The 18,487-nt window shown below is 65.2% G+C and carries 17 protein-coding genes; 11 read left to right on the forward strand and 6 right to left on the reverse strand.

Going from position 1 to position 18,487, the window contains the following annotated elements; all coding sequences use genetic code 11:
- Position 1: 1 nt before the first annotated feature.
- Positions 2–2,086, reverse strand: coding sequence for an ATP-dependent DNA helicase RecG (gene recG, locus ACEN98_RS03405; RefSeq protein ID WP_413381411.1), 2,085 nt, complete (start codon positions 2,084–2,086; stop codon positions 2–4).
- 253 nt (positions 2,087–2,339) lie between these two features.
- Here recG and queA point away from each other — a divergent pair, with 253 nt between their 5' ends.
- From queA to secF, 5 genes are all read left to right on the forward strand, one after another.
- Positions 2,340–3,401, forward strand: coding sequence for a tRNA preQ1(34) S-adenosylmethionine ribosyltransferase-isomerase QueA (gene queA, locus ACEN98_RS03410; protein ID WP_413381413.1), 1,062 nt, complete (start codon positions 2,340–2,342; stop codon positions 3,399–3,401).
- Positions 3,402–3,404: 3 nt separating this feature from the next.
- Entirely contained in the window at positions 3,405–4,544 is a 1,140-nt protein-coding gene (gene tgt / locus ACEN98_RS03415) for a tRNA guanosine(34) transglycosylase Tgt (protein WP_413337085.1), read from the forward strand.
- A gap of 215 nt (positions 4,545–4,759) precedes the next feature.
- Positions 4,760–5,092 carry a preprotein translocase subunit YajC gene (yajC, locus tag ACEN98_RS03420; protein WP_413381415.1) on the forward strand — a complete coding sequence of 111 codons (333 nt, stop codon included), beginning with the start codon at positions 4,760–4,762 and terminating at the stop codon, positions 5,090–5,092.
- A 57-nt stretch (positions 5,093–5,149) separates the two neighbouring features.
- Positions 5,150–7,036 carry a protein translocase subunit SecD gene (gene secD, locus ACEN98_RS03425; RefSeq protein WP_413381417.1) on the forward strand — a complete coding sequence of 629 codons (1,887 nt, stop codon included), beginning with the start codon at positions 5,150–5,152 and terminating at the stop codon, positions 7,034–7,036.
- A gap of 12 nt (positions 7,037–7,048) precedes the next feature.
- Entirely contained in the window at positions 7,049–8,071 is a 1,023-nt protein-coding gene (gene secF, locus ACEN98_RS03430; protein ID WP_413381419.1) for a protein translocase subunit SecF, read from the forward strand.
- A 184-nt stretch (positions 8,072–8,255) separates the two neighbouring features.
- On the opposite strand, the gene ACEN98_RS03435 is transcribed toward secF, so the two are convergent.
- The 5 genes from ACEN98_RS03435 to ACEN98_RS03455 all read right to left on the reverse strand — a co-directional run bounded on the left by ACEN98_RS03435 (position 8,256) and on the right by ACEN98_RS03455 (position 11,393).
- Positions 8,256–8,396 carry a hypothetical protein gene (locus ACEN98_RS03435; RefSeq protein WP_413386006.1) on the reverse strand — a complete coding sequence of 47 codons (141 nt, stop codon included), beginning with the start codon at positions 8,394–8,396 and terminating at the stop codon, positions 8,256–8,258.
- Positions 8,397–9,052: 656 nt separating this feature from the next.
- Positions 9,053–9,571, reverse strand: a complete 519-nt coding sequence (locus ACEN98_RS03440) for a porin family protein (protein WP_413337082.1) — start codon at positions 9,569–9,571, stop codon at positions 9,053–9,055.
- Positions 9,572–9,773: 202 nt separating this feature from the next.
- Positions 9,774–10,610, reverse strand: coding sequence for an HDOD domain-containing protein (locus tag ACEN98_RS03445; protein WP_413337081.1), 837 nt, complete (start codon positions 10,608–10,610; stop codon positions 9,774–9,776).
- 29 nt (positions 10,611–10,639) lie between these two features.
- Entirely contained in the window at positions 10,640–10,921 is a 282-nt protein-coding gene (locus ACEN98_RS03450; protein ID WP_056123771.1) for a hypothetical protein, read from the reverse strand.
- A gap of 1 nt (position 10,922) precedes the next feature.
- On the reverse strand, positions 10,923–11,393 hold the full coding sequence (locus tag ACEN98_RS03455; RefSeq protein ID WP_413337080.1) for a MarR family winged helix-turn-helix transcriptional regulator: 471 nt from the start codon (positions 11,391–11,393) through the stop codon (positions 10,923–10,925).
- A 100-nt stretch (positions 11,394–11,493) separates the two neighbouring features.
- On the opposite strand from ACEN98_RS03455, the gene ACEN98_RS03460 reads away from it, so the two are divergent.
- The 6 genes from ACEN98_RS03460 to astD all read left to right on the forward strand — a co-directional run bounded on the left by ACEN98_RS03460 (position 11,494) and on the right by astD (position 18,482).
- Positions 11,494–12,411: a DMT family transporter gene (locus ACEN98_RS03460; RefSeq protein ID WP_371767380.1), complete on the forward strand. Its 918-nt coding sequence runs from the start codon at positions 11,494–11,496 to the stop codon at positions 12,409–12,411.
- A 30-nt stretch (positions 12,412–12,441) separates the two neighbouring features.
- Entirely contained in the window at positions 12,442–13,380 is a 939-nt protein-coding gene (locus ACEN98_RS03465; protein ID WP_413381421.1) for a GlxA family transcriptional regulator, read from the forward strand.
- Between the two features lie 192 nt (positions 13,381–13,572).
- Positions 13,573–14,814 carry an acetylornithine/succinyldiaminopimelate transaminase gene (locus ACEN98_RS03470; protein ID WP_413381423.1) on the forward strand — a complete coding sequence of 414 codons (1,242 nt, stop codon included), beginning with the start codon at positions 13,573–13,575 and terminating at the stop codon, positions 14,812–14,814.
- 81 nt (positions 14,815–14,895) lie between these two features.
- Positions 14,896–15,936, forward strand: a complete 1,041-nt coding sequence (locus tag ACEN98_RS03475) for an arginine N-succinyltransferase (RefSeq protein ID WP_413337076.1) — start codon at positions 14,896–14,898, stop codon at positions 15,934–15,936.
- Positions 15,937–15,961: 25 nt separating this feature from the next.
- Positions 15,962–16,993 (forward strand): arginine N-succinyltransferase, encoded by a 1,032-nt coding sequence (astA, locus tag ACEN98_RS03480; RefSeq protein ID WP_413381425.1) that lies wholly within the window; start codon positions 15,962–15,964, stop codon positions 16,991–16,993.
- Complete coding sequence (gene astD, locus ACEN98_RS03485) at positions 16,986–18,482, forward strand: succinylglutamate-semialdehyde dehydrogenase (RefSeq protein ID WP_413381427.1); 1,497 nt, start codon at positions 16,986–16,988, stop codon at positions 18,480–18,482. The genes astA and astD overlap by 8 nt, the downstream gene beginning before the upstream one ends.
- Positions 18,483–18,487 lie beyond the last annotated feature (5 nt).

The following is an 18,487-nucleotide window of genomic DNA, read 5'->3' on the forward strand; positions in this document are numbered from 1 at the left end:
GTTACACCTTCAAGAACTCCTCGCGCCCGCCCAGCCACCGCTGCAGGTGCGCATCCACAATGGCCGCGGCTTCCGGCCGATCCGACTCCAGCAGCCACGCCGCCACGTCGCGCGCCTGTTCGACGATCCACTGGTCCGTCTCCAGGTTCGCGAAGCGCAGCATCGCCTGGCCGGACTGGCGCGCGCCGAGGAATTCGCCGGGGCCGCGGATTTCCAGGTCGCGCCGCGCGATCTCGAAGCCGTCCGTCGTCTCGCGCATCGTCATCAACCGCTGTTTCGCCACGGGCCCCAGCGGGCTCTGATACAGCAGCAGGCACACGCTGGCCGCCGAACCCCGGCCCACGCGGCCGCGCAACTGGTGCAGCTGCGACAGGCCGAAGCGCTCGGCGTGTTCGATCACCATCAGCGATGCATTGGGCACGTCCACGCCCACCTCGATCACCGTCGTCGCCACGAGCACGTGCACCTCGCCCGCGGAAAACGCGTCCATGATCACCTGCTTTTCCGCCGGCTTCATGCGGCCGTGCACGAGCCCGACGACGAGGTCGGGCAGCGCTTCCGCCAGCGTTTCGTACGTCTCGGTGGCCGTCTGCAGCTGCAGCGCTTCCGATTCCTCGATCAGCGGGCAGACCCAGTACACCTGCCGGCCTTCCTGCGCGGCCGCGTGCACGCGCTCGATCACTTCGTCGCGCCGGTTCTGGTCGATGGCGCGCGTGACGATGGGCGTGCGACCGGGCGGCAGTTCGTCGATGACGGAGACTTCCAGGTCGGCGTAATACGTCATCGCCAAGGTGCGCGGGATCGGCGTCGCCGACATCATCAACTGGTGCGGCACCAGCCCGTCCGACCCCTTGTTGCGCAGCGTGAGGCGCTGGCCGACGCCGAAGCGGTGCTGTTCGTCGACGAGCACGAGGCCGAGCTTCGCGAACTGCACGGTGTCCTGGATGAGGGCATGCGTGCCGATCACGAGCTGCGCCTCGCCCGATTCCGCCATCTCGCTGGCCGCCGTCTTTTCCTTCTTTTTCAGGCTGCCGGTCAGCCACGCGACCTTCACGCCCAGCGGTTCCATCCATGCGGCGATCTTGCGGAAGTGCTGCTCGGCCAGGATCTCCGTCGGCGCCATCAGCGCGGCCTGGTAGCCGCTGTCGATGGCCTGTGCGGCCGCGAGCGCCGCGACGACGGTCTTGCCGCTGCCGACGTCGCCCTGCAGCAGGCGCTGCATCGGGTAATCCTCGCGCAGGTCGCGGCGGATCTCTTCGACCACGCGCTGCTGCGCATTGGTCAGCTTGAACGGCAGGGCTTCCAGGAACGACGACGACAATGCGCCGACCGCACCGAGCACCGGCGCCCCTTTTTCGCGGCGTGCCTGCTGCGCGCGTTTCAGCGACAGCTGCTGCGCGAGCAGTTCGTCGAACTTCACGCGCGTCCACGCGGGGTGGCTGCGTTCCGTCAGCGCGTGCTCGTCGACGTCCGGCGGCGGGTAGTGCAGCAGGCGCACGGCCGGCTGGAACTCGGCCAGGTTCAGCTTCTCGCGCACGGCACGCGGCACGGTGTCGGTCCAGTCCACGCGCTTCATCGCGTCCGCGATCGCGCGCCGCAATATCGTCTGCGACAGCCCTTCGCCCGCCGGGTACACGGGCGTGAGGGAGTTGGGGAGCGGCGCGCCCTCGTTGACGATCTTGTAGACCGGATGGACCATCTCGGCGCCGAAGAAGCCATGCCGGACCTCGCTGCGGGCGCGCACCCGCGTGCCCTCGGCCAGCTGTTTCACCTGGCTGCCGTAGAAATTCATGAAGCGCAGCTGGATGTCGGACGTCTCGTCGGCGATGGTCACCAGCAGCTGGCGCCGCGGTTTATAGGCGATTTCGTTCTTCGTGACGACGCCTTCGACCTGCGACACGTGGCCGCCGCGCAGGCAGGCTTCGCGGATGGGGACGATCTGCGTCTCGTCCTCGTAGCGCATCGGCAGGTGCAGGACGAGGTCCATGTCCGTGCGCAGGCCGAGCTTGGCGAGCTTGCTCTCGATGCTTTTCGGTGCTTGTTTGGCTGCGGCTTTGGCCGCCGGTTTGGCATTCGTGGCTGGCATGGCGGTTCGTTGGCGCGTGTTGTCGGCTTATCAGGATTTGGGCATAACGGTTATGGCCTGCGCCCGCCGGCCGGAATCCGGGTGTAAAATAATGGGTTCGCCGCACGCTGTAGCCCATATTGTAAAGGGAACCTGAAGAGCCGTCGCGAGCGGCGGCAGTGCCGGTCGAGAAGCGCAGCTGTACGAGGAGTACAGCGAGCATCGCAGGCCGGCAATGCAACGCGCAGCAGGCTATTCAGGTTCACGCGGCTCCATGAGCAGTTTTTCCCAGATGAGCAAAACGTACTCTCTCTCCGACTTCGATTTCGACCTGCCGCCCGAGCGCATCGCCCAGGTGCCGCTGCCCGACCGCAGCGCGTCGCGCCTGCTGCATCTGGACGGCGACCGCATCACCGACCGTCAATTCTCCGACATCGTCGACCAATTGCAGGCCGGCGACACGCTCGTGATGAACAATACCCGGGTGCTGAAGGCCCGCTTCTTCGGCCAGAAGGACACGGGCGGCCAGGTCGAGGTGCTCGTCGAGCGCGTACTCGACCCGCGCACCGTGCTCGCGCAGGTGCGCGCGTCGAAGTCGCCGAAGCCCGGCTCGCGCATCCGCCTCGCGGACGCGTTCGAGGTCGGCGTCGGCGAGCGTGCCGGCGAGTTCTTCACGCTGCACTTCGACGGCGACGTGTTCGAGCTGATCGAGGCCCACGGCCGCCTGCCGCTGCCGCCGTACATCGAGCATGACGCCGACGATTTCGACGAGCAGCGTTACCAGACGGTCTATTCATCGGCGCCGGGCGCCGTCGCCGCGCCGACCGCCGGCCTGCACTTCGACCAGCCGCTGCTCGACAAGGTCGCGGCCAAGGGCGTGCGCATCGCGTACGTGACGCTGCACGTGGGCGCCGGCACGTTCCAGCCCGTGCGCGTGGAAAATCTCGCCGAGCACAAGATGCACAGCGAGTGGTACACGATCCCGCAAGAGACCGTCGACGCCGTGCGCGCCGCGCAGGCCGCGGGCCGCGATGTCGTCGCCGTCGGCACCACGTCGTTGCGCGCGCTGGAGTCGGCGTCGCAGTCGGGCGCCCTTGCGGCCGGCAGCGGCGACACCAACCTGTTCATCACCCCGGGTTACCTGTTCAAGACGGTCACCCGGCTGATCACGAACTTCCACCTGCCCAAGTCGACGCTGATGATGCTCGTCTCGGCCTTTGCCGGCTACGACGAGATCCGCGCCGCGTACGCGCACGCGATCGCCAGCGAATACCGCTTCTTCAGCTACGGCGACGCGATGCTGCTGACGACGCACTCACGCGCAAACAAGAATTGAACCATGCTCGAATTTACCCTTCTTAAAAAAGACACGAGCGGCCTGTCGCACGCCCGCCGCGGCCGTTTAAAACTGAACCACGGCACCATCGAGACGCCGATCTTCATGCCCGTCGGGACCTATGGCTCCGTCAAGGCGATGGCGCCGAACGAGCTGAAGGAAGTGGGCTCGCAGATCATCCTCGGCAACACCTTCCACCTGTGGCTGCGCCCGGGCACGGACGTCATGGACAAGTTCGGCGGCCTGCACGGCTTCATGGGCTGGGACAAGCCGATCCTCACCGACTCCGGCGGCTTCCAGGTGTTTTCGCTGGGCGCGATGCGCAAGATCACGGAAGAGGGCGTGAAGTTCGCGTCCCCGATCGACGGCTCGCGCCTGTTCCTGTCGCCGGAAATCTCGATGCAGATCCAGCGCTCGCTGAACTCGGACATCGTCATGCAGTTCGACGAGTGCACGCCATACGAGATCGACGGCCGCCCGGCGACCGCCGAGGAAGCGGCCAAGTCGATGCGCATGTCGCTGCGCTGGGCCCAGCGCTCGATGAACGAATTCAGCAAGGGCGAGAACCCGAACGCGCTGTTCGGCATCGTCCAGGGCGGCATGTACGAGCGCCTGCGCGACGAATCCCTCGCCGGCCTGGAAGAGATTAATTTCCCGGGCCTGGCCATCGGCGGCCTGTCGGTGGGCGAGCCGAAGGAAGACATGATGCGCGTGCTGCAGCACGTCGGCCCGCGCCTGCCGGAAAACAAGCCGCACTACCTGATGGGCGTCGGCACGCCGGAAGATCTCGTGGAAGGCGTCGCGAACGGCGTCGACATGTTCGACTGCGTGATGCCGACCCGGAACGCGCGCAACGGCTGGCTGTTCACCCGCTTCGGCGACCTCAAGATCAAGAACGCCCGCTACAAGGACGATCAATCTCCGCTGGACGAGTCGTGCTCGTGCTACTGCTGCAAGAATTTCTCGCGCGCGTACCTGCACCACCTGCACCGCTCGAAGGAGATCCTGGGCGCGCGCCTGAATACCATCCACAACCTGCATTACTACCTGAACCTCATGCAGGAGATCCGCGACGCCATCGATGCGGATCGGTTCCACGCCTTCCGCCTGAAGTTCAACGCCGACCGCGCCCGCGGCGTGTAGGGTGGGCGGCCCCCGCCCACGCGGACGTCAACATGATTTGAACATCCGCGTGGGCACGGGGTGCCCACCCAACGCCAACCCGCTACGAATTAAATTTCCGATAACGACTTGCATTTAGGCATGCCAGTTCCCACATCGTGGGGAATTGGCTGTTGCCAGTTTGCCGGTGCTAGAATACAGCGCTTGTTTTTTCATCTTATACAATCGGAGTCCTTGTGTTCATTTCCAACGCTTACGCGCAAACCGCCGGTGCAGCCGATCCGGGTCTGATGGGTAACCTCACCACGTTCGCCCCGCTGATCCTGATGTTCGTGGTCATGTACTTCCTCATGATCCGTCCGCAGCAGAAGCGCCAGAAAGAACTGAAAACCATGATGGACGCGCTGACCAAGGGCGACGAAGTCATCACCGTCGGCGGCATGCTGGGCCGCGTGACCAAGGTCACCGACACGTACGTGACCGTCGAAGTGTCGGCCGGCACCGAAGTGGTCGTGCAGAAGAACGCCGTGACCGCGCTGCTGCCGAAGGGCACGCTGAAGTCCCTGTAATCCGGCCGCGCGGCCTGCGCGCCGCGCTTCCCGCCCGATCCTGAACGCTGGAACATCATGAATCGTTACCCCCTCTGGAAGTACATACTGATCCTCGTGACAGTACTCGTTGGCCTGCTGTACACGGCGCCCAACTATTTCGTCGACTCGCCGGCACTGCAGGTGACGACCTCCAAGGCGACCGTCAAGGTCAACAGCGACACGGCTGCCCGGGTTGCCGAAGCGCTCAAGCGTGACGGTATTCCTGCCGAAGCCGTGAGGCTGGAAGGTTCGGGCGACAGCAGCACCGTGCGTGCGCGCTTCGCGACCACCGATATCCAGTTCAAGGCCAAGGCCGCGCTGGAGCGCGACCTGAACCGTGACCCGGCCGACCCCGACTACATCGTCACCGTCAACCTGGTCAAGAACACGCCGGCCTGGATGCAGGCCATCAACGCCAAGCCGCTGAACCTGGGCCTCGACCTACGCGGCGGCGTGCACTTCCTGCTGCAGGTGGATGCGAAGGCCGTGCAGGAAACCCGCATCAAGGGCGTCCTGTCCAGCGTCCGCAGCGAGCTGCGCGACAAGAACATCCGCCACGCCGGCATCGACCGCATCGGCAACAACATCGAGATCAAGTTCCGCGACGACGCCACCCGTACGCAGGCGCGCAATGCGCTGGCCCAGAACGCCGACCTGGCATTCTCCGAAGCCGCCGACGGTACCGACCTGAAGCTGATCGTGGCCCTGAAGCCGGAAGCACTGCAACGCGTGGTGGAAGAGGGCGTCAAGCAGAACATCAGCGCACTGGGCAAGCGCATCAACGAACTGGGCGTGAGCGAGCCCGTGATCCAGCAACAGGGCCGCGACCGCATCGTCGTCCAGCTGCCGGGCGTGCAGGACGTCGCCCACGCGAAGGACATTATCGGCCGTACCGCCACGCTGGAATTCCGCATGGTCGACGAGACCGTGACCCCGGGCACCGAGCTGTCCGCTGCGATCCCGCTGAATTCGGAACTGTTCACCGAAGGCCAGGGCGCGCCGGTCGTCGTGTCGAAGGATGTCACCGTAACGGGCGACTCCATCACCAGTGCCGTGGCCGGCTTTGACGAGAACCAGCGTCCGGCCATCAACATCGACCTGAACAGCGACGGCGGCCGCAAGATGCGTGAAGCGACCCGCACCCGCGTCGGCAAGCGCATGGCCACGCTGCTGAAGGAAAAAGGCAAGTACAACGTGCTGCAGGTCGCGACCATCCAGAGCGAGCTGGGTTCGCACTTCCGGACCACCGGCATGGCCAGCCCGCAGGCCGCCGCCGAGCTGGCGCTGCTGCTGCGCTCCGGCGCGCTGTCGGCCCCGATGGAATTCGTCGAGGAACGCGTCGTCGGTCCGCAGCTGGGCGCCGAGAACATCGCCAAGGGCCTGCACTCCACGCTGTGGGGCTTCGTGGCCATCGCGATCTTCATGATCATCTATTACCAGCTGTTCGGCTTCTTCAGCGTCGTCGCGCTCGCGTGCAACCTGCTGTTCCTGCTCGCGCTGCTGTCGATGCTGGGCGCGACCCTGACCCTGCCGGGTATCGCGGCAATCGCGCTGGCGCTGGGTATGGCGATCGACGCCAACGTGCTGATCAACGAGCGCATCCGCGAGGAGCTGCGGGCGGGTAATACACCGCAGTCGGCCATCTCGGCCGGCTTCAGCCACGCGTGGGCGACCATTCTCGACTCGAACGTGACGACCCTGATCGTCGGCCTGGCATTGCTGGTGTTCGGTTCGGGCGCCGTGCGCGGCTTCGCCGTCGTGCACTGCCTGGGCATCCTGACGTCGATGTTCTCGGCCGTGTTCCTGTCGCGCGGCGTCGTGAACCTGTGGTACGGCCGCAAGAAGAAGCTCGGCAAGCTCGCCATCGGCACCGTGTGGAACGCGGATGCCGCCGCGGCCAAGACGGCCGTCAAGAAAGGATAACCGGGGTAGACCATGGAATTTTTCAAGATTAAACGGGACATCCCGTTCATGCGCCACGCGTTGATCTTCAACGTGATCTCGGCGCTGACCTTCGTCGCCGCAGTGTTCTTCCTGGTGACCAAGCACCTGCACTTCTCGGTCGAGTTCACGGGCGGTACCGTGATGGAGCTGCGCTATCCGCACGCGGCCGACCAGGAAAAGATCCGCCACACGCTGGAAAAACTGGGTTACGAGCAGCCGGAAGTAACGAGCTTCGGCACCGCGCAGGACGTCATGCTGCGCCTGCCGATCCGCAAGGACGTCGCCGGTTCGGGCACGTCGGCGACTGTCTTCAACGCGCTGTGCGCGGCCGAAGCCGGCTCGCCGAAGCAGATCGAGCAGACCACCGACAAGGGCGAGAAAGTCGCCCGCACCAGCTGCGTCAACGCGGCCGGCGCGGAAGTGCTGAGCCAGCAGCGCGTGGAATTCGTCGGCCCGCAGGTCGGCGACGAGCTCGCGCAGAACGGCCTGAACGCCCTGATCATGGTCGTCGTCGGCGTGATGATCTACCTGGCCGTGCGCTTCGAGTGGAAGTTCGCCGTCGCGGCGATCGTCGCCAACCTGCACGACGTCGTCATCATCCTGGGCTTCTTCGCCTTCTTCCAGTGGGAATTCTCGCTGACCGTGCTGGCCGCCGTGCTGGCTGTGCTGGGCTACTCCGTGAACGAATCGGTCGTGATCTTCGACCGGATCCGCGAGACCTTCCGCAAGGAGCGCAAGCTGTCCGTGACCCAGGTCATCGACCACGCGATCACGAGCACGATCTCGCGTACGATCATCACCCACGGCTGTACCGAGATGATGGTCCTGTCGATGCTGTTCTTCGGCGGCCAGACGCTGCACTACTTCGCGATCGCGCTGACCATCGGTATCCTGTTCGGTATCTACTCGTCCGTGTTCGTCGCGGCCGCCATCGCCATGTGGCTGGGCGTCAAGCGCGAAGACCTGATCAAGCCGATCAAGGCCAAGGACGAAACGGACGGCGCCGTCGTGTAAGTACGCGCATCGTCTTCGGTACAAAAAGAGCCGCCCGGCCTGGCCGTGGCGGCTTTTGTTTTTACTATGTGTGAAACAGCGCACAGAGCGCTGACACAAGGCGGCCGTAAGATGGACTCGTCTCTTTCAGGACATCCCTAGTTTTGGACTTCACCCGCTCCCGCAAGGAGCGGGTTTTTTTTTATCAGGCCGGCGGCAGCGGGATCCCTTCCGCGCGCGCCAGCCGGGCCAGCGCCGCCTCGCGGATCATGCAGGCCTGGCCGGTCGACGGGTACAGATCCAGGCAGACTTGCGCATCCGCGCTCGACGTCGATGGGCCGCACAAGCACGCCGTCGCGCGGCGCGCCGCCCAGCGTGCGCAATTCGTCCGTGGACAAATGGGCCAGCTGGCCGATGGGATGGCCGCGGTCGACCAGTTGTTTCAGCAGGCCCAGGCGTTGCACCTGGTCCGCCGTGTACAGGCGCTGGCCGCTGGCCGCTGGCCGAACGGCGCGTGCCCGACAGGTCGTAGCGCCGTTCCCACACGCGCAGGGTTTCCACCGACAGGCTCGCCAGGCGGGCCGCTACACCGCTGCGGTAGGTCAAGTCGCTGGTATTGTCCCGGGGTTGTTCGTCTATTGCCTCCATGGAGAACCGAAGTTGAACAGGAAAGCTGCGCTTATATCGGTTCAAAGATTGGACGCTACCGAATTTACCTCTACATTGTCAGTGTAGCAACCAAGGCGGGTGGCCCGTCCTTTTTGCGCTTGGGCACGAATTAGTCAAAATATTTAACAAATGTGAGTTCACGCACAGAGTGCACGCGCCGTGGGCACTAAGATGGACTCGTCTCTTTCAGGACATCCCTAGTTTTGGACTTAGCCCACTCCCCGGAGTGGGCATTTTTTTTATCGGATGCCATAAAAAAACGTCGTCCATGCTTGCGCAGGGACGACGCCGGTGCAGCAGACCCGTTGCCGGGTCCGGGGAGGGGAATCGGAATCAGAAACCGTATTTCAGGCCGACGGTGTAGACATCGGCCTTGGCGCCGAATGCCTTGTCCTTGCCGTAGCGTTCGTACTCGGCGTTCAGGGCCAGATTCTGGTTCAGCTTGTACTCGACGCCGACGCCGCCGTACAGGCCGGTGTCGTAGCTGTTGACCTGACCCAGGGTGCTGCTGCTGTACTTGCGCTCGTTGTACGAGACGCCCAGCTTGCCGTAGCCGGTGAAGCGCTCGCCCAGCGGCATGCTGTACTTGCCGGCGACATAGGTGCCGGAACCTCTCACGTTGCCGAGGGAAGTGTCCTGCTTGTCGAAGTTCGTGTAGCCGGCTTCGACGCCCCAGTTCTGGTCGAATTCATAGCCGCCGTAGATCTTGGCGTTCGTGTGGTAGTCGTCGGTCGACTTGTTGTCCGCGGTGGCGGCGCCGATGCCGACGTAGGCGTGCGGCGTGGTGGTCTGGGCTTGTGCGACGCCGGCGACGGCGGAGGTGGCGATCAGTGCGAGCAGCAGTTTCTTCATGGTTCACTCCTTGGTGTTCTAGGGCTCGCGATTCGTCGTGAATCGCAATATGGCCAAGATAGCACCATGTTTCCCTAAGAGAAGTTCTTAAACGGTAAGGAATGTAACAAGATGAAAGTAAGTGACTCAAAAGTCACATATGGTCGAAACGACGCCGGCCGCATGCGGCGGCCGGTGTCGACGTGAACGTGAGAATGGAGAATCAGGCCAGCGCGGCCGTCAGGCTGTGCACTTCATCCTCCGATTCCTGGAGGATGGTTTTCAGCGTGCCTTCGCCGACGGCGAAGTCGATGGTGGCGCCCACCTGGATGCCGGACACGCCGGTATCGCGTTCCAGCAGCGGCGATGCGACGGGAGACAGGTCGTTTGCCAGCAGCAGCGTGTCGCCCAGCGTTTCCGGCGGCAGCGCGCGCATCCCGTTCCACAGCGCCTCGATGGCGCCCATCACGGGGGCCGGCACGCCCAGCTTGAGCAGGACGCCGCGGCCGATGGCGGTTTCGCCGTGCTCGATCCATTCGTCGGCGCCGCCGTCGAGCAGGCCCGGGAACTCGGGCGCGCGCGACAGCAGATAAAAGCCGCCGACCTCGTGCACGATGCCGGCGAACATCGCCGTTTCCGGATCGACGAACGACACGCGCCGCGCGATCACCTGCGACAACGCGGCCACGTGGGTCGAGTGCAGCCACAGTCGATCGGCCTTGGCGCGCAACTCGGGATCGTGGATTTCGCTCGCCAGCTGGCGCACGATGACGGCGGCGGCGAGCGCGCCCAGCGTGCGGAAGCCGACGCGCTGCACGGCCGCCTTGACGTTGGTGACGTCGTTGCCGAAGCGGTTATAGGCGGCCGAGTTGGCGATGGCGACGGTGCGGGCGGCCAGCAACGGCTCCGTCTGCACGAGACGCGCCGCTTCGTCGATGTGGCATTCCGGATCGGTCAGCGCGCGCTGCAGCTTGAGCGTCGCGTCGACGTGGGTAGGGAAGTGGAGGTCGCCGCGCCCGGCCTGCGCGGCAATGCTCTTGAGGGCGTCGATTCTGTCCATGGGAAAAAATTATACCCCCAGGAACTTCGTCAAGGCTCGCTGAAAATGGCGTCGCAGCCGTCTTTCGGTTCCTCGGTGTCCTGCAGCTCGTCGACGAGGCCGAGGTCGAACAATTCCTCGACCGCGTTCATGAAGCTGTTCAGGGTGGCGGCGCCGATCAGGCGGTAGATCTCGCCGTCATCGTTGCGCACGCCGATCACCATCGGTTCCTCGCGCACTTCGGCGGGCGATGCCACGTCCAGCAGCAGGTTGCCGATGATGTGCTTGTCGAAATGAGGCGGCTTTTTGCCTTCCAGTAGTGCTGTATTCATATCATCCTTCGTCGGCGGGAACGTGCCCGCCCGGTGTGACCAGGCCCGGCGCATCGAGCCGGGTGCGCAGCCGGCGCAGCGCGTGGTCAAGTTGTTCGAAATCGCCGTCGCCATAATCGGCGAACAGCTGCTTGCCGTGTGCGACCACGGCCGGAAACACGGTGCGGAACAGGCACTCCCCGTCCGCCGTCAGGCGCACGAGGAACGAGCGCTTGTCGTCGCAATTGCGCGCGCGTTCCACGAGTCCCTTCTGTTCGAGGCGGTCGATGACGCCGGTCAGCGTCCCCTTCGTGATCAGGGTCCGCTCGCCCAGTTCCTTGTAGGTCATGCCGGGCGTGTTGCCGAGGGTGGCGATGATGTCGAATTGCGGATGCGTCAGCCCATGCCGGCGCACCGGTTCGGCGACGAAGCGCTCGAACCCTTGCAGGCACTCGGCCAGCAGGCGCACACTCTTCAGATATCGTTCACCCATGAAACGATTATAGCCGCCAGCGCGGGAGGGGATCCCAGTCTTCGTCGTTGCGGCCGGGTCCGGTACCATAGCAATCTTGCCAGAATTTATTTCACGTTTCATGACCCAGCATCTGCGCGGCATCCTCGCCCTCGTCGTCGTCGTCCTCGTGTGGGGGACGACGTTTCCTGCGATGAAGGAACTGACGGCTTATTTTTCTCCCGTCTGGATCATTTTGACCCGTTTCGCCATCGCGACGGCGCTCTTGTCGCCGTTCCTGTGGCGCGCACGCCGCACGGACCTGATGCTGGGCGGCATACTCGGCTTGCTGCTGTTCTTCTGCTACCTGTTCCAGGTGGAAGGTCTCGCGCTGACGACCTCGAACCGCAACGCCTTCATCTGCGGCCTCAACGTGCTCGTCGTGCCGCTGCTGGGCCTGCTCGGCGGGCGCTTGCCGGAACGCCGCATCGTCATCGCGTTGCTGCTCGCGATCGCGGGGCTCGTGGCGCTGTGCTGGGATGGCGGAGGCGGCTGGGGCCGCGGCGACACGCTCGCGCTGCTGGCCGCGCTCACGTTCGGCGCCTACATCAAGGTCATGGAGGTGTATACGCGGCGCGCCGTCCGCCTGATGACCGTGACGGCCGCGCAGATCGGTACCGTCGCCCTGTGCGCGGCGCTGTGGTTGTTCGCGCGCGAGGTGCCGCGGGGCAGCATCGACGTGGCGTCCGATGCCGCCAACTACTGGGCCTACATCGGCCACGGGCTGCTTCACTATTCGCCGAATTTCGCCTATCTCGGCGTGCTGTGCACGGCCGCCATCATCTCGATGCAGGCGTGGGGGCAGGCGCGCACGAGCGCCAACGAGGCGGCCGTCATCTATGCGTTCGAGCCCGGCGGCGCCGCGTTTTTCGCGTATTTCTGGCTGGGCGAGGCGATGGGCGGCCGGGGCTGGCTCGGCGCGGCTTTGTTGATCTCCGGTATGATAGTCAGTCAATGGAATGCCGAAAGCCGGCCGGCCGCCGCGCTCGCCCCCGAGTGATGATCCCTCATTGTCCTGCTCATTTTCCTAATGCAGCAACTTGAATTATCCCGCCTCGCGCTAGAGGCGCCGCTGCGCGTGCTGCTCGTGCATGCGGGCGAGCCGGATTCGCTGACGTGGTCCGGCCTCGTGCAGCCGCTGCGCCTGGCGGCCAAGGTGCTGGGGCCTGAACGCCTGCACGTGGACGTGCGCACCCCCGACAAATTCGCGGCCGACCAGCGCCACTGGCATCTCGTGCTGCTCGTCGCCGACGAGGCCGAGGCGGGGCTGCGTCCCGCCAACCTGCGCACCGTGATCTCCCGCTGCCGGGCGGCGCCGTGCTGGGGCGGCGTCGGCGCGGGCGTGCTGTGGCTGGCGGAGGCGGGCGCGCTGAACGGTGCGCGCGCCGCGTTGCCGTGGTCGCTGTATCCCGACGTCGACATGCGCGCCGACCAGGCCCTGCTGAGTCCGCACCTGTACGAGATCGACGGCGCGCGCCTGACGTCCTGCGGCGGCGCGGCCAGCATCGACTTCGCGCTGACCCTCGTCGACATGCTGTTCGGCGCGACGGTCCAGGCGCAAGTGAAGGAAATCCTGTGCGTGGACCGCGTACGCGGCCCGGACGAACGCCAGCGCGTCGCCCTGCAAGCCCGCTTCGGCGTGCTGCAGCCCAAGCTGACGGAAGCCGTGACCCTGATGGAAGCGAACATCGAGGAACCGCTGTCGACCGACGACATCGCCCAGCTGGCGGGCGTGTCTCGCCGCCAGCTGGAGCGGCTGTTCAAGCAATACCTGGGCAGCCTGCCGTCGCGCTACTACCTCGAACTACGCCTGCAACGGGCGCGCCAGCTGCTGCGCGACACCAACTACTCCATCGTGCAGGTGGGGCTGATGTGCGGCTTCTCGTCCGGCTCCCACTTCTCTACCGCCTTCGGCGCCCTGTTCGGCAATACGCCCCGCGAAGAACGCCAGCGCAAATTGAGCCAGTAAGCACCGGGGTCAGAGCCCGATTTTGGGCAATTTCCAAAATCGGGGCTCTGACCCCGGTTTTTGTTGCTCGTCCAAAAATGAAAATGCCTGTCGCAGTTTGGAAAGAACGGCAACGATTAGCTTCTCTATAATGAGTCGCTCGGCGCGGCTGCTGGAGTCCGCGCAACCTTTTATTTGGATGAGGAAAACGTCATGAATGCTAAGCTCGACTCGGGTGTCGCCACGCGGCCTGTCACACGCCAGACTTTCGACGAGGTGCTCGTCCCGACCTACGCACCCGCCGCGATGGTGCCCGTGCGCGCGTCGGGCCTGGACGTCTGGGACCAGGACGGCAAGCATTACCTCGACTTCACCTCCGGCATCGCCGTCAGCAGCCTGGGCCATTGCAACCCGGTCGTCGTCGAGGCGCTGACCCGCCAGGCCAACACGCTCTGGCACGTCGGCAACGGCTATACGAACGAGCCGGTCCTGCGCCTGGCGTCGGCCCTGATCGAGGCCACGTTCGCCGACCGCTGCTTCTTCGCCAACTCGGGCGCGGAAGCCAACGAAGCCGCCCTGAAGCTGGCGCGCAAGTACGCGCACGGCAAGTTCGGCCCGCACAAGTCGCGCATCGTGTCGTGCTATTCCTCGTTCCACGGCCGCACGCTGTTCACCGTGTCGGTCGGCGGCCAGTCGAAGTACACCGAAGGCTTCGAGCCGCTGCCGCCGGAAATCAACCACATCAACTACAACGACATCGAGTCCGCGCGCGCCGCCATCACCGATGACGTCGCGGCCGTGATCGTCGAGCCGATCCAGGGCGAAGGTGGCGTGATCCCGGGCGACATCGAATTCCTCAAAACGCTGCGCGAACTGTGCGACAAGACCGGCGCCCTGCTGATCTTCGACGAGGTGCAGTCGGGCGTGGGCCGTACCGGCACCTTCTACGACTACATGAACGTGGGCGTGACCCCGGACGTGCTGACCTCGGCCAAGGCGCTGGGCAACGGCTACCCGATCGGCGCCATGCTGACCACCAACGAGATCGCGCAGTATCTGGCCGTCGGCAGCCACGGCACCACGTACGGCGGCAACCCGCTGGCGACGTCGGTGGCGCTGGCCGTGATCGAGCAGATCAACCAGCCGGCCTTCCTGGCGCGCGTGCGCGAGGCAAGCGGCAAGATCGTCGCGAACCTGGAAAAGCTGGCCACCGACTACCCGCAACTGTTCACCAAGCCGCGCGGCAAGGGCCTGCTGCTCGGCCTGCCGATGGCCGAAGGCTACAAGGGCAAGTCGAAGGACTACACGAAGGTCGCGGAAAAGCTCGGCCTGATGCTGCTGATCGCCGGTCCGGACGTCGTCCGCCTGGCACCGGCGCTGGTCGTCTCCGATGAGCAGATCCTTGACGCGGATCGCATCATGCGCCAGGCCGCCGACGCGTTCCTCGCCGGCTGATACGCCTGCACCACCCGGCCGGCGGGGGCCCCCCCCATTCCGGCCGGCTCCGTTCGTTCGATGCCTTTGTCGGGAGAATCCATGTATGTAGTTCGTCCGGTAGAACCAGCGGATGTCGGCGCCCTCGAGACGCTGCTCGCCGCGTCCACGCCGGGAGTGCACACCCTGCCGCGCACGCGCGAAAAGATCGCCGCGTTCGTGGAGCGTTCCGTGGCGTCGTTCGCCGCCCACGTCGACATTCCCAGCGAAGAGTCCTACCTGTTCGTGCTCGAAGACGTCGACAGCCGCGAGTTGGTCGGCACCGCCGCGATCCACGCGTCGGCCGGTTCGAACGGCACCTATTTCGCGTTCCGCAACGATGTGATCCAGCAGGTCTCGCGCGACCTGAACATCAGCCACAGCGTGCACGCGCTGACCCTGTGCTCGGAGTTGACGGCGTATTCGCAGCTGTCCGGCTTTTATATTCGCGACCGCGACACGGCGCGGCGCGAAGCCGCGCTGCTGTCGCGCGCCCGATTGTTATATGCCGTGCTGGCGCCGCACCGTTTCGGCGACCGCTTCTTCGTGCCGCTGGCCGGCGTCACCGACGAGGGCGGCCAGTCGCCGTTCTGGGACGCGCTGGGCCGCAAGTTCTTCAAGATGGACTTCCTCGATGCGGAGCGCACGATCGGCGGCGCCCGTAACCGCACGCTGATCGTCGAGCTGATGCCGCACTACCCCGTGTACGTGCCGCTGCTGCCCGGCCCCGCGCAGGCCGTGATGGGCCAGATCCACCCGAGCGGCGAACTCGCGTTCGACCTGCTGACGGAAGAGGGCTTCGAGGCCGACGAATACATCGACATCTTCGACGGCGGTCCGATCCTGCAGGCGCACAAGCACGCGCTGCGGTCGTTCTCCGGCTCGATGGTGAAGAAGGTCGCGAACGCCGAACTGCAGCCGCCCACGCGCGGCGGCAAGGCCGCGATGGTGAATTACGCGGTGGCCAGCAGCGAGCGCAAGTTCCGCGCGATCGTGCTGCCGTGCGACCCGGCCGAGAGCTCCGAGTCCATCTGCCTGCCGCCCGCGGCACGCGAGGCGTTAGGCAGAGAGACCGGCGACAGCGTCATCTGCGTACGCATCTGACGCTTTGGAAAACTATGAGGAATCCATGCTCGTAATCCGCGCAATCACCCTGAACGACATCGATCCGCTGATCGAGATGGCGCGCCAGGTCGGCAGCGGCATGACCACGCTGAAGCCGGACCGCGCCATGCTGGGCGAGCGCGTCGAGACCGCGGTGGCATCGTTCGCGCAGACGATCCCACCCGAGGAACGCGACTACATGTTCGTGATGGAAGACACGTCCAACGGCCGCCTGGCCGGCGTGTGCGCCATCAAGGCCGCCGTCGGCCTCACGGAGCCGTTTTATAACTACCGGATCGGCACGCTGGTGCATTCCAGCCGCGAGCTGGGCGTGTTCACGCGCATGGACACGCTGTACCTGTCCAACGACCTGACCGGTTCCACGGAACTGTGCTCGCTGTTCCTGATGCCGGAATACCGCACGGGCTACAACGGCAAGTGGCTGTCCAAGAGCCGCTTCCTGTTCATGGCCCAGTTCCAGCACCTGTTCACGGAAAAGATCATCGCCGAGATGCGCGGCTACCAGGCGGAGGACGGCACGTCGCCGTTCTACGAAGGCCTCGGCCGCCACTTCTTCAAGATGGATTTCAACCACGTCGACGGCCTCACGGCACTCGGCAAGAAATCGTTCATCGCGGAGCTCATGCCGCGCCAGCCGCTGTACGTGGCGTACCTGCCGGAAGACGCGCAGGCCGTGATCGGCCAGGTGCACCGCTCCACGCTCCCGGCACGCAAACTGCTGGAACAGGAAGGCATGCACTACGAGGGTTACGTCGACATCTTCGACGCGGGCCCCGTGTTGCAGGGCCGCGTGGCCGAGCTGCGCGCCGTGCGCGACAGCGTGCTGACGACGGCCGAGGAAGGCCAACCGGACGGCGAGTGCGAAGTCACGCTCGTCTCCAACACGAAACTCGACGATTTTCGCATGGTCCTTACCCAGGCCTGCGACGGCGGCCGCAAGGTCGCGCTATCCGTGCGCGAACTCCAGTTGCTGCATTGCCAGCCGGGTGACCCTATTCGCTCGCTGGCCCTCAACGTAAGGAAAAACAATGGCTAAAGAATTGAGCTCTAACTGCGCTAACTTCATCGGCGGTGAATGGCTGGCCGGCTCCGGTCCGCAGCTCGACACGATCGACCCGTCCACCGGCCGCCAGACCTGGACCAGCAACGAATCCACGGCAGAAGATGTGGACCGCGCCGTAAAAGCCGCGCGCGCCGCGTTCGAAGACTGGGCGCTCACGCCGCTCGAACAACGCATCGCCATCTGCCAGCGCTTCCGCGACCTGCTCAAGGAGCACAACGAGGAACTCGCCGCGATCATCGCCGAGGAAGTGGGCAAGCCGCTGTGGGAAGCCCGCACGGAAGTGACGACGATGGCCAACAAGGTCGACATCTCGGTGCAGTCGCATGCCGCGCGCACGGGCGAAACGGCTGCGAAGGTCGCCGACGGCAACGCCGTGCTGCGCCACCGTCCGCACGGCGTGTTCGGCGTGTTCGGCCCCTATAACTTCCCCGGCCACCTGCCGAACGGCCACATCGTGCCCGCGCTGATCGCGGGGAACACGCTCGTGTTCAAGCCGAGCGAATATGCGCCGCGCACCGCCGTGCGCACCGTGCAGCTGTGGGAACAGGCCGGCCTGCCGCAGGGCGTGCTGAACCTCGTGAACGGCGGCCGCGCGACCGGCGTCGCGCTGTCGCAGCACCCGGACGTGGACGGCATCCTGTTCACCGGCAGCAGCCAGACGGGCGTCGCGCTGCATAAACAGTTCGGCGGCCAGCCGGGCAAGATGCTGGCGCTGGAAATGGGCGGCAACAATCCGCTCGTCGTGTGGGACGTGCAGGAGGATGAGAAAATGCGGGACGCGGCCGTGCACCACGCCGTCATGTCCGCGTTCATCTCCGCCGGCCAGCGCTGCACGTGTGCGCGCCGCCTGATCGTGCAGGACACGCCGGAAGGCCAGGCCTTCATCGACCGCCTCGTGGACGTGGCGAGCAAGCTCGCGGTCGGTCCGTCGAACGCGGACCCGCAGCCGTTCATGGGCCCCGTCGTCTCGGCCGCCGTGGCGAAACGCCTCGTGCAGGCGCAGGAGATGATGGAAGTGCAGGGCGGTAAAGTTTTGCTGCGCATGCGCCAGCTCGATCCGAACGCGGGCTTCGTCACCGCCGGTATCGTCGACGTGACGGATGCGAAGGGCATCCCGGACGAAGAGTGGTTCGGACCGCTGCTGCAGATTGTCCGCGTGGCCGATTTCGACGCCGCCATCGGCGCCGCCAACGCGACGGAATACGGTCTCGCCGCCGCGCTACTGTCGCCGTCGGAAGAGCTGTGGAAGCGCTTCGCGATCAAGGCGCGCGCGGGCGTCGTCAACTGGAACCGTCCGACGACGGGCGCCGCCAGCTCCGCGCCGTTCGGCGGCGTGGGCAAATCGGGCAACCATCGTCCGAGTGCCTATTACGCGGCCGACTACTGCGCGTACCCGGTCGCCTCGATCGAAACGTCCGAGCTGGACATGCCGGCCAAGCTGTCGCCCGGTCTCACCTTCTGAACGAT

The sequence above is a fragment of the Massilia sp. CT11-137 genome (assembly GCF_047302885.1).
In the GTDB taxonomy this organism is placed as follows: Bacteria; Pseudomonadota; Gammaproteobacteria; order Burkholderiales; family Burkholderiaceae_D; genus Telluria; species Telluria orientalis.